The organism is Peptoniphilus stercorisuis, assembly GCF_017874395.1.
GTDB classification, from domain to species: domain Bacteria; phylum Bacillota; class Clostridia; order Tissierellales; family Peptoniphilaceae; genus Anaerosphaera; species Anaerosphaera stercorisuis.
The window spans coordinates 73,822-85,913 of the sequence record NZ_JAGGLJ010000007.1; the positions used below are offsets into that span (position 1 = coordinate 73,822).

The window sequence follows — 12,092 nt, forward strand, 5'->3', positions numbered from 1 at the left end:
CTAAAAAAGTCTCTAAATATAATTGCTATTGAATATTAAGTTTAACTTTTTCTTCTACTGCTAAAAGTAAACTTCTATCTTCTAAAACTTTTGTAGCTTTTTCAAGCTCATCATATATTTCAATTTCACTATCATGATCTATTGATTTTACACTTTTTCTAAAAGTATTATATGCAATTTCTGTTCCAACACCAAGTTTAAATTCTTTTTCTCTAAATTCAATTGCTTGACAAGCAGCCATTATTTCAGTTGCAACAATTCTTCTTGAATTCTTTACAATTTCTCTTGCCTTTCTAGCTGAAATAGATCCCATAGATACAAAATCTTCTTGATTTTCACAAGATGGTATTGAATCTACTGAAGCAGGATGTGATAAAACTTTATTTTCAGAAGCAAGTGCAGCTGCTGCATATTGTGTTATCATAAATCCTGAATTAAGTCCTGGATGTTTTACTAGAAAAGATGGAAGTCCTGATAATTGATGATTTACAAGTCTTTCAAGTCTTCTTTCAGATACATTTCCTATTTCTGATGTTGCTATTGCCAAAAAGTCAAAAGCTTGAGCTACTGGCTCTCCGTGGAAGTTTCCTCCTGAAATAACATCACCATCTAATGTAATAATTGGATTATCTGTTCCTGCATTTATTTCTATATCCACCTTATCAAGTACAAAGGCAATTGAATCCTTACTTGCACCGTGAATTTGTGGCATACAGCGAAGTGAATAAGCATCTTGAACCCTTAAATCTGCTGTATGAGTTATAAATGTTGATCCCTCTAAAAGTTCTCTTATATTTTTAGCAGTTGCAAGACATCCCTTATGAGGTCTTATTAAATGAAGCTTTTCATAAAAAGCATCTATAATTCCCCTATGTGCCTCCATAGATAAAGCTCCTGCTATATCTGATAATTTTAATAACTCAACTGCATCATATGTTGCAAGTGCGCCTATTGCTGTTAATATTGTAGTTCCATTGATTAAAGCAAGTCCCTCTTTTGCAGCAAGTTTAATAGTCTTTATACCAGCAAGATCCATAGCTTCTTTTCCACTTAGAAGTTCTCCATTATAATATGCACGACCAAGTCCAAGCATTGGAAGAACCATATGAGCAAGTGGCGCTAAATCTCCTGATGCTCCAAGTGATCCTTTTTCTGGAATATGTGGAATAACATTTTTGTTTAACATCTCTAAAAGTATTTCTACTGTTTCAAGTCTTATTCCTGAGTATCCCTTTACAAGTGAGTTGATTCTAATAAGCATTGCCGCTCTAACTTCATCTTCCCTTAATGGATCACCAAATCCACTAGAATGCGTTCTAATTAAGTTTTCTTGAAGCTGTGAACTATCCTCTTTTGAAATATTCACATTACATAGTGAGCCAAAACCAGTGGTTACACCATATACTACTCTTTCCTCTGAAATGATATCTTCTACAATTTTTCTAGAAGCTAATACTGCTTCAATTTGATTTTCTGAGATAGTAACATGAGTATAGTTTCTTGCAACATCAACTAATTCATCAATTGTAAGATTGTCTCCTGTTAATACTACATTGTTCATTCCTTTTCACTTCACTTTCCTAATTTAGTTACTTATATATAAATCTCCTATACTAATTATAAGGCTTTTCTACAAATTTTCAAAGAATTTGTTTATATTCATCTACAAAAATACAAATATTATTGTATATTATTCTAAAAGTACATTTCTTTATGATGTGATTATATCTAAACAAAAAAATAAAGCCCTAAGGCTTATTTTTTTAATTATCCTAATATTACAGATCCAATTACTCCTCCTATTATTAAGAAAATATCATAGGCAATAAATGTAGGTACACATGTATCCCAAATATGATTATGTTGCCCATCTATATTTAGTCCAGATGTAGGTCCAAGTGTTGAGTCAGATGCTGGAGAACCTGCATCTCCTAATGCTGCTGCAATTCCTATTAAAAGAATAATAGAATTTGTAGAAAATCCAAGTTCTAAACAAAGAGGTACATATATTGCAGCTATAATAGGAATAGTTCCAAAAGATGTTCCAATTCCCATAGTTATTAAAAGTCCAACTAATAACATTATAAAAGCAGCCATTACTTTTGATCCTTGCATAAAACCTGCAGCTGCTGTTACAAGTTCCTTTACTCCTCCACCTTCTTTTAATACATTTGCATATCCTGCAGCCACAAGCATTACAAAGGCAATGAATCCCATCATTTCAATTCCGCCAGTCATAATTTCATCTATTTCAGACCATTTTATACATCTTGTTATGATCATTGTAAAAAGCCCTGAAATTGCTGCATAAGGAAGTGATTTTGTAATTATAGAAACAACTGCTGTTACAATACATGCAGCTAATGCTCCCCAAGCTTCCCTTGTCATTTTTACATCTTCTTTTTTTTCTTTTTTTAATTCTGTAATTTCAATATCCTCATATTCTCTGTCTTTTCCATAAAGGAAAAACACACAAAATATAAGTCCAACAAGCATTGAAAGTCCACCTATCCACATAACTCTACCTGTGTCAGAAACACTAATCATAACTCCATTATCAGAAATATTTTCAACTAATAAATTGTGAAATATAAGTCCAAAACCAATAGGAATTGAAACATATGGAGCTTTTAGACCAAAGGTAAGAGCACAGGCCATTGCCCTTCTATCTACTTTTAACTTATTCATAAGAGGAATAAGTGGTGGTATTAAAATTGGAATAAATGCAATATGAACTGGAACTAAATTTTGAGAAAAACAAGCAATAAATGCAATAGTAAAAATAAGTAAAAATTTTTTCTCTCCAACTACCTTTGAAACTTTTTTAGTAAGTATTTCTCCTAGTCCAGATTTTGCAAGACCTACTGCAAAAGCACCTAATAAAATATAACTAAGAGCTGTTCCTGAGTTTGCTCCCATTCCTGAAATCAAAACATTAATAATACTTCCAGCTTCATTTGCCGAACTATAAATCGGCATACCTGCTGCTACTCCTCCAACAATTGCTGCTACAAGAATTGATAATAAAACATTGAATTTCACAAGACATAATGCACACATGACTATTACTGAAATTACAACAGGATTAAATAATAGCATAAATATTCTCCTTTTATATGATACCGTGATAAACTAATAACGTAATGAAAGCATTATAACATAATTTATATATCTTTATAAGGCTTTTTAGTAAATTCTTTTAACAACTTAATGTAATATAGTATTTTATTCCACTAAATTTATAAAGTTTCCTTGAAATTACTTTTACTTAAGATATATAATATTACATAGAATATTAATACAGGAATAGGGGAGCTTTTTGCTGAGAGGAAATATTTTCGACCCTTAAGCTGATCTGGATAATCCCAGCGTAGTGAATTTCTACACATCTATATCTTAAATATTTGATGTTTCAGCACCTGTTTGAAAGGTGGAAAACAATGAAAAACAACAAGACAAAAATGTTAGCTGAGGCAGGAGTAATGATTGCTCTATCACAAATTTTAAGTTATATTAAATTTATTCAAATGCCTCAAGGAGGAACAGTTACTCCAGGAAGTATGGTTCCTATTATTTTATTTGCACTTTTATGGGGTGGCAAGTATGGAATGATGGCATCTGTAACTTATGGTATTTTACAATTTATTCTAGGAGGAGCTTTTACTCTTCATCCATTATCCATATTACTTGACTATTTATTAGGATTTGGCGTTTTAGGTGTTGCAGGATTTTTTAATAAGAATTTTAAATCTTCAATATTTGGAACAATGCTTGCAGTATTTTTAAGATATATATCTTCATTCCTATCAGGATGGTTAGTATTTGGTATGTATGCACCTGAGGGAATGGCACCATGGCTATATTCTCTAGGATATAATGCAACTTATATGATACCAGAACTTATTATTACTACTATTGTAATAGCACTAATTTATAAACCTATTAGAAATGCTTTACAAAAGTAATACAATAACTAAATTTTAGCAAATCTATTAGAAGGAAGTATTAATCTTTCTTCTTTTTTTATTTTTTTGTAATATAATAATTAATAGATTTTCAAAATACTAATTTTTTGGTATTATGTAATCTTAGTACATAATTTGGGCTAAAATTTAAAGTTTCTTAAATGAAGCTTAATTTATATTATAGAAATAGGAGTAGTGAACAATGAACTTTTTTGATGAAAGACCAATAGGTCTATTTGATAGCGGAGTCGGTGGACTAAGCGTTCTAAAAAAAATGCGTGAAGTTTTCCCTAAAGAAAATTTTATTTATATAGCAGATACTCTTAGAGTACCCTATGGCGACAGAAGCCCTGAGGAAATAAAAAACTTTACAATACAGTGTTTTGGAATCCTAAAGGAACAAAATATAAAATCTGGCATTATAGCTTGTAACACCTCTACCTGTTATGGACTTGATGGTGTCTGTGAAACTTACGACTTCCCAACACTTGGAGTTGTTCTTCCTGCTATAAAAGATGCAATAAAAGCAACAGACAATAAAAAAGTTCTTTTACTTGGAACAAATGCAACAGTAAATAGTGGACTTTATGAAAATACAATGAGCTCTTTAGATTCTGAAATTGAAATTAAATCTCAAGGTTGCCCAGATTTAGTTGTGGCAATAGAAGAAGGACATGGCGAAGATGATATAGGATATGAAATATGTAAACAATACCTAGACCCCTATAAGGACTTTGACTATGATACATTAATCCTTGGATGTACTCATTTTCCACTAGCAGAATCAAATATAAGACTTGTACTTCGTGAACAAGAAAAAGATGTTAGAATAGTTAATCCAGCTTTTGCAACAGCTAAAGAAATGGAAGAACTTTTAAAAAATGAAAATAAATTAAATAATAAAGGATCAGGAAAAATTAAGTTTTTAGTATCAGGAGATGAATCTAAATTTAAATTTGTAGCAGCAGATGTTTTAAATTTAAGAGAAGATGAAATAGATATTGAAAAATTTAATCCAGAATCAAAATAAAAAAAGACTAGTTAAACTAGTCTTTTTATTTTTTATATACTATTTCACCATTTATAATTGTATATTCAACTTTATAATCTAAGTCTTTTAGTGGATTTTTATCAGTTATTACAATATCTGCATCTTTATTGATTTCAATACTTCCAACTCTATTATCTATTCTTGCAATTTCAGCTGGATTTATAGTTATTGCCTTTAGAGTTTCATATTCATCAAGCCCTTCAGATGCTGCAAGTCCTGCACAAAGTGGTAAATACTCTAGTGGTGTAACTGGTGAATCTGTTGTAATTGCAATTTTCATACCTGCTTCATTTAATATTTTTGGACCTTTAAAGGATTTGTCTTTTAATTCAAATTTAGTTCTATGTCCAAAACTTGGTCCAACTATTGCTGGAAATTTTTCCATTGCAAGTTCTTTTGCAATATTATGTCCTGATGTGCAGTGATCAAGTGTAATATTTAAATCAAACTCTTTTGCAATTCTTATTGCAGTAAAAATATCATCTTCTCTATGAGCATGTACTTTTAATGGAAGTTCTTTTTTCAGTACTGGAATTAATGCTTCGTATTTCATATCAAAGGAAATATCTTTTCCAGATTCTTTTTTATTCATATATTCTTGTGTCTTAAATAATGTCTCTCTAAAAATTGCACTTATTGCCATTCTTGAAGCTGGAGATTTACTTAAATTTCCATATACTCTTTTTGGATTTTCTCCAAAAGCACATTTCATTGCAACATTTTCTTTAATAATCATATTGTCTATTCTATTTCCATAAAGTTTAATAGCACTACATAGTCCACCTATTATATTTGCACTTCCTGGACAAATAACAGCTGATGTAACACCTTTTTTATAGGCTTCTTTTAAAGTTTCATCTTGTGGATATATTCCATCTATTGCACGAAGTTGTGGAGTTATTGGATCTGTTGCTTCATTTATATCTGCCCCTTCTTTTCCAATAGCTGATTCGTGAAGTCCAATATGTGAATGAGCATCTATAAAACCTGGATATATAAATTTTCCCTTTGCATCTATTACTTCACATTCTTTATTTATCTCTTTATTTATCTCTTTATTGATTTCTTTTATCTTTCCATCTTCTATAAGTATTGAAAAACCCTCTAACACTTCACATTCTTTATTCATTGTATGGATTTTTCCATTTTTAATAATTAACATATGTCCTCCTTGTAATGTAATATCACTTTGCTTAATTAAATATTATATACCTAATAAAAAATAAATACACTTTTTCTTAATTTTTATATTTATTTTTAAAATTATGCCTTGATTTATGTCAATTTACCAGGGTATATAGATAAAGAACGTTAATAATGTAATTGATATAAGAGGTGAAAATATGTCTACAGATTATCATGAACCAGCAAGTGAACTATCAAAAGAAGCTAGAGATATGACTCGTGCTTTAAGATCACTTATTGAAGAAGTTGAGGCAGTTCTTTGGTATATGCAAAGAATTGATGTTGCAACTGATGAAGAGTTAAAAAATATTATGCAACATAATGCCGAAGAAGAAATGGAACATGCAATGATGAGTTTAGAATGGCTTAGACGAAATCAAAAGGGATGGGACAAAAATATTAGAACTTATCTCTTAAAAGATAAGCCTATTTTAGAACTTGAAGAGGAAGCAACTAGTGAGGAAAATAGTTCTACTGACTCTACTTCTCTAGATATTGGGGAACTATAAGGAGGCAATATGGATATTTTAAAAAGACAGATAGCACCTATTTCTACCGAAGCATGGAAAGAAATAGATGAAGAAGCTATCAAAGTAATAAAAAGTATAATTACAACTAGAAAAACTCTTATGCTAAATGGACCTAAGGGGTGGAACTATACTGCAGTTCCTACAGGAAGGCTTATTGATTTAGATTCTCCTAAAGATGAAGACTCCATCTGTACAGGTATTTACGAAATGCAAAATCTCGTTGAAGCAAGAACTACATTTGAACTTAATAAATGGGAACTAGACAATATTCAAAGAGGTGCTAAGGATATTGATTTTGATAATCTATATAAAGCTGTTGAAGAATTAGTACTCTTTGAAGAAAAATCAGTATATCACGGATACGAAAAATCAAATATAAAAGGTCTTTGCGAAACTGCAACAAATAAGTTGAAATTTGGAAAAAATGGAAATGAAATTTTAAAAAATATTGGTGATGCAAAATATATGCTTTACAATGCCTATATTAGACCACCTTTTAATTTAATAGTTTCTCCAGAGTTTTTTGATATAATTAACATCTTATATGATGGTGGAAATTTAATTAAAAATATTGAAAAACTAATTGAGGGAAAAGTTATTAGATCTAAAATCTTAAAAGGAGCTTTGCTTCTACCAGTAAGAAATGAAGATCTAGAGCTTACTATTGGACAAGATTTTTCTATTGGATTTGAAAAAGAACTTGAACATACTGTTAAGCTATTTATAACAGAGTCCTTTACTTTTAGATGTCTTGACAATGACAAAGTAATATACTTTGAAAATTTATAAAATAATTAAAACCCCTCTTAATTAATAGAGGGGTTTTTCTTTTATAATACAAATTAAAATTTTAATATATGATATAGTTAAGTTAGGCTAATATTAAGGAGGTATTATGAAAACTTTTAAAAAACTTTTTATATTATTATGTATTTTTATATCTATTCCCTTTACTGTATATGCTAAAAATAATTTAAAAATATGTATTGATGGAAATTATATCTATACTGATAAAAAAATATTTATCAAAAATAATAGAGCCCTAGTTCCCATAAGAGTTATTACTGAAAATCTTGGATATATTGTAAATTGGGACAATTCAAAAAAAGAAATATTGATTTCAGAAGATGTAAATAATTCTAAGACTAAAACTATTATTTTAAAAATAGGAGATGAAAAAATAAATATTCTGGATTTTTCAAATAGTGATGATTTAATTAATTATACATATACTCTAGATGCATCTCCTGAAATAATAGATAATACTACTTATATTCCAATTAGAGCTATTGGAGAGATTTTTTCTTATAATGTAAATTGGGATAATTTAGAAAAAACAATTATTTTAAATAATAGAAATTTAAATGAAAAGGAAAATTTTTGCAAAAATTGTAATGAGAAACAAGTTCAAATAGACAGTCTAAATAAACAAAAGTCAAAAAATATAAAATCTAAAAATATAAATAATAAAAATTTAGATTTAATTAAGGGCAATAAAAATTCTAAAATTTATCATATAAAAGGCCAAAGATATTTTGATTCTATAAATGAGAAAAATATAATTTATTTTAATTCTGAAGAAGATGCCAAAAAATCAGGCTATAAAAAGTCAAAAATATAAGCACCCAATGGGTGCTTTTTTAATCTACAAAATGACAGGACACTTTATGTCCATTTTTTTTGTCTTCAAGATGTGGTTCTTCACTAAAACAAATATCCTTTGCATAGGGACATCTTGATGAAAACTTACATCCTTTTATAATATCTGTATTACTTGGCAAATCTCCTTTTAACAAAATCTTTTCTTTTTTCTCAAAGGGATTTTTAGCAGGTATTGAAGATATTAAAACCTTTGTGTAGGGATGTAGTGGATTGTTAAATATATCTTCTACATTTCCTATTTCTACTATTTTTCCAAGATACATTACAAGAACTTTATTTGATATATGTTCAACTACTGCAAGATCATGAGATATAAAAATTGTTGTTAGATTAAACTCTTTTTTTAAATCTTCAAGTAAATTTATTATTTGAGCTTGTATAGAAACATCTAGCGCTGATGTTGGCTCATCTGCAATTATTATCTCAGGATTTATTATAAGAGCTCTTGCAATGCCAATTCTCTGTCTTTGTCCTCCTGAAAATTCATAGGGATATCTATCATAATGAAAATCAGATAAACCTGATATTTTCATAGTTTCTAAAACTCTTTTTTTGATTTCTTCATTATTTAAATCTGTTAAATTTTTAAGTGGCTCACCAATTATTTCACCACATCTCATTCTTGGATTTAAAGAAGAATAGGGATCTTGAAATATCATCTGAACTTCTTTTCTATATTCTTTTAGTTCTTTTTTATTAAAGGACAATATATCTCTATCTTTAAATAAAATCTTTCCAGAAGTGGGCTCTATAATTCTTGCAATAGATCTTGCAAGTGTTGATTTTCCAGAGCCTGATTCTCCAACTATTCCAAGAGTTTCACCTTTTTCTATTTCAAAAGAGACATTGTCAACTGATGTTATTGTTTTTCCATTTTTAGTAAAATATTTCTTTAGATTTTTAACTTGTAAAACTTCACTCATTTTCTCTCTCCTTTGAATATAAAAAGCAAGATACTTTATGTCCATTAAAATCTATTTCTTCAGGTATTTTTTTGCGACAAATATCCATTGCATATTTACATCTATCACAAAAATGACAATTGTCTTTAAAATCTACAGGGCTTGGAACTTGTCCTTCTATTTCACTAAGTCTTTCCTTGCTTCCTATAATAGGTCTTGATTTTAAAAGTCCCTTTGTATAGGGATGTAGAGGATTTTTAAAAAGCTCTTTTACATCAGCTTTTTCTACAATTTTACCTGCATACATTACATTTACATAATCTGCTATTTCAGCTACTACTGACAAGTCATGTGTTATAAACATAAGGCCTGTATTATATTCCTTTTTCAGATCTTCCATAAGTCTAAGTACACCTGCTTGAATAGTTACATCTAAGGCTGTAGTAGGCTCATCTGCTATTAAAAGTTTCGGATTTGAAGAAAGAGCCATTGCAATCATAATTCTCTGTCTCATGCCTCCTGATAGCTCATGAGGATAATTATTATATATATTTTCTGCATCGGGAATTTCTACTTTTTTTATCATTTCAATAGATTTTTCCTTGGCAGTTTTTTTATCCATATTAAAGTGATTTCTAAAGACTTCTGATATTTGATATCCAACTTTTAGTGCAGGGTTTAATGATGTCATAGGCTCTTGAAATATCATTGATATATCATTTCCTCTTTTTTTTCTCATTTCTTCTTTAGGAATTTTAAGTAAATCTTCTCCATCAAAGATTATTTCTCCAGATATTATTGTGTCCTTTTCTGAAAGAAGTCCTATTAAACTAAGAGCTGTTACTGATTTTCCAGAACCTGATTCTCCAACTATTGCTACAGTTTGTCCCTTATCTATACTAAAAGATATTCCATCTACTGATTTTGCTATTCCTGCTTCTGTCTTAAAATAAGTTTTTACATTTTTAAATTCAAGTAGCATAATTACCTCCTAAGTTTTGGATCTAGTGCATCTCTTAGCCCATCTCCTACAATATTTAATGAAAGTATTGTCAAAGCTATTGCAAGACCTGGAAAAAGTGTCATATGAGGATAATCTCTTATATATGCACGCCCTTCTGAGAGCATTTGTCCCCATTCAGGTTTTGGTGGCATAATTCCCATTCCTATAAAGGAAAGTGCTGCTGCTGATAATATTGAAGTACCTACTCCAAGAGTTGCTTCAACTATTACTGGTGCAAAGGCATTTGGCAAAATATATTTAAGGATTATCTTTAAATCACTTGCTCCAGACATTTTTGCTGCTTCTACAAATTCTCTTTCTTTAATACTTAAAACCTGACTTCTCACAATCCTTGCATATCTTGGAATTGAAGATATTGAAACTGCAAGAATTAAATTTCTCATTCCATTTCCAAGTGCTGCTGCAAGAGCTATTGCAAATATAAGTTGTGGAATTGAAAGTACTACATCCATAATTCTCATTAAAATATTGTCAAATCTTCTATAATATCCTGCAATTGCACCTATAAATATTCCTATAATCATTGAAAAGAAAACAGATATAAATCCAATTTGTAGAGAAATTTTTGCACCTATAACAATTCTAGAAAAAATATCACGTCCAAAATTGTCCGTTCCCATTAAATGCTCTTTACTTGGCTTTAAAAATGTCATTGATAAATCCTGCACATCATAGGGATAAGGTGCTATAAAATCTGCAAAAATAGCAGTTATAATTAAAATTATTAAAATAATAAGTCCAACTACTGCAATTTTCGATTTTTTATAATATTTAAACATTTCCTTTAATTTTGTCATTTTTCACCTACCTATATTGTGTCTTAACTTTAGGATCTATAAATCCATAAATAATATCTACAATAATACTTATTATGCTATATGCTGCTGCAATAAACATTACACTTCCAAGTACCATAGGATAATCCCTTGTCTTTATAGAATCTACAATAAGTCTTCCAACTCCAGGTATTGAAAATATAGTTTCAGTAAGTACAGAACCTGCTAATAGAGATCCCATTTGAAGTCCTATTACTGTAATTATTGGAATCATTGCATTTTTAAGCGTATGAATAATAATAACTTTATTTTCTTTAAGTCCCTTTGCCCTTGCTGTTCTAATATAATCAGAATCTAAAACATCAATCATAGATGATCTTGTCATTCTCATAATAACAGCACTTGATTGAAATCCAAGAGCTATGGCAGGAAGTATCATATGTTTAAAACTTGAAAATCCTGATGATGGAAGTATTTTAAATTTAACTGCAAATAAAAGAATAAGTAATATTCCAGTCCAAAATATTGGCATTGCAAGTCCAATTAATCCAATTAACATAGTTATACTGTCTATAATTGTGTTTTTCTTAATTGCTGCAATAACCCCAAAACTAATCCCAAATATAATAGCTATTAAAAGTGAAAAAAATGTAAGTTTTAATGTATTTGGTAAAATTGACATTATTGTTTTTGAAACTGATGCATTTGTAATATAACTATTTCCAAGATCAAATTTTGTAAAAAATCCCTTTAAAAATCGCCCATACTGAACTACAAAAGGATCATTTAAACCCATATCTTCTCGAACAGATTCTATTACTTCTTCTGGTGCATTTGCTCCAGCTTTTGCAAGAGCTGCATCTCCTGGTGATAAATATAAAAGTGAAAATACAATAAGACTTACACCTATTAATGTTGGAATAAGTATTAGTATTCTTTTTAAAATGTATTTTGGCATAATAACCTCCCAACTTCTTTTAATAAAAAATCAACGAAG

The 12,092-nt window shown here is 29.5% G+C and carries 12 protein-coding genes and 1 riboswitch; of the genes, 5 read left to right on the plus strand and 7 right to left on the minus strand.

Annotated features, from left to right (window positions below):
• Positions 1 to 25: 25 nt before the first annotated feature.
• Together hutH and J2Z71_RS04690 are read right to left on the minus strand one after the other, a co-directional pair.
• Positions 26 to 1,561 (minus strand): histidine ammonia-lyase, encoded by a 1,536-nt coding sequence (hutH, locus tag J2Z71_RS04685; protein WP_210060700.1) that lies wholly within the window; start codon positions 1,559 to 1,561, stop codon positions 26 to 28.
• A gap of 206 nt (positions 1,562 to 1,767) precedes the next feature.
• Entirely contained in the window at positions 1,768 to 3,099 is a 1,332-nt protein-coding gene (locus tag J2Z71_RS04690) for a Na+/H+ antiporter family protein (protein WP_210060701.1), read from the minus strand.
• Between the two features lie 199 nt (positions 3,100 to 3,298).
• Positions 3,299 to 3,394: riboswitch (TPP riboswitch) on the plus strand.
• A 46-nt stretch (positions 3,395 to 3,440) separates the two neighbouring features.
• Between J2Z71_RS04690 and thiT the strand changes: the two genes are divergently transcribed.
• Both thiT and murI read left to right on the plus strand, forming a co-directional pair.
• Positions 3,441 to 3,965 (plus strand): energy-coupled thiamine transporter ThiT, encoded by a 525-nt coding sequence (gene thiT, locus J2Z71_RS04695; protein WP_210060702.1) that lies wholly within the window; start codon positions 3,441 to 3,443, stop codon positions 3,963 to 3,965.
• A 202-nt stretch (positions 3,966 to 4,167) separates the two neighbouring features.
• Positions 4,168 to 4,995 carry a glutamate racemase gene (gene murI, locus J2Z71_RS04700; RefSeq protein WP_210060703.1) on the plus strand — a complete coding sequence of 276 codons (828 nt, stop codon included), beginning with the start codon at positions 4,168 to 4,170 and terminating at the stop codon, positions 4,993 to 4,995.
• 25 nt (positions 4,996 to 5,020) lie between these two features.
• Here murI and J2Z71_RS04705 read toward each other — a convergent pair whose 3' ends face one another.
• Complete coding sequence (locus J2Z71_RS04705) at positions 5,021 to 6,178, minus strand: amidohydrolase (protein WP_210060704.1); 1,158 nt, start codon at positions 6,176 to 6,178, stop codon at positions 5,021 to 5,023.
• A gap of 181 nt (positions 6,179 to 6,359) precedes the next feature.
• Between J2Z71_RS04705 and J2Z71_RS04710 the strand changes: the two genes are divergently transcribed.
• The 3 genes from J2Z71_RS04710 to J2Z71_RS04720 all read left to right on the plus strand — a co-directional run bounded on the left by J2Z71_RS04710 (position 6,360) and on the right by J2Z71_RS04720 (position 8,352).
• Entirely contained in the window at positions 6,360 to 6,710 is a 351-nt protein-coding gene (locus J2Z71_RS04710) for an encapsulin-associated ferritin-like protein (RefSeq protein WP_210060705.1), read from the plus strand.
• A 9-nt stretch (positions 6,711 to 6,719) separates the two neighbouring features.
• A complete protein-coding gene (locus J2Z71_RS04715; protein WP_210060706.1) occupies positions 6,720 to 7,520 on the plus strand; it encodes a family 1 encapsulin nanocompartment shell protein in 801 nt (266 codons plus the stop codon).
• A gap of 106 nt (positions 7,521 to 7,626) precedes the next feature.
• A complete protein-coding gene (locus tag J2Z71_RS04720; protein WP_210060707.1) occupies positions 7,627 to 8,352 on the plus strand; it encodes a copper amine oxidase N-terminal domain-containing protein in 726 nt (241 codons plus the stop codon).
• A 19-nt stretch (positions 8,353 to 8,371) separates the two neighbouring features.
• On the opposite strand, the gene J2Z71_RS04725 is transcribed toward J2Z71_RS04720, so the two are convergent.
• From J2Z71_RS04725 to J2Z71_RS04740, 4 genes are read right to left on the minus strand one after another with little or no spacing between them, the layout of a single operon-like run.
• Positions 8,372 to 9,316, minus strand: a complete 945-nt coding sequence (locus J2Z71_RS04725; protein WP_210060708.1) for an ABC transporter ATP-binding protein — start codon at positions 9,314 to 9,316, stop codon at positions 8,372 to 8,374.
• Positions 9,309 to 10,277: an ABC transporter ATP-binding protein gene (locus J2Z71_RS04730; RefSeq protein ID WP_210060709.1), complete on the minus strand. Its 969-nt coding sequence runs from the start codon at positions 10,275 to 10,277 to the stop codon at positions 9,309 to 9,311. Before J2Z71_RS04730 ends, J2Z71_RS04725 begins: the two co-directional genes overlap by 8 nt.
• 2 nt (positions 10,278 to 10,279) lie before the next feature.
• Positions 10,280 to 11,116, minus strand: a complete 837-nt coding sequence (locus tag J2Z71_RS04735; RefSeq protein WP_210060710.1) for an ABC transporter permease — start codon at positions 11,114 to 11,116, stop codon at positions 10,280 to 10,282.
• A 7-nt stretch (positions 11,117 to 11,123) separates the two neighbouring features.
• Positions 11,124 to 12,053 (minus strand): ABC transporter permease, encoded by a 930-nt coding sequence (locus J2Z71_RS04740; protein ID WP_210060711.1) that lies wholly within the window; start codon positions 12,051 to 12,053, stop codon positions 11,124 to 11,126.
• Between the last annotated feature and the right edge of the window lie 39 nt (positions 12,054 to 12,092).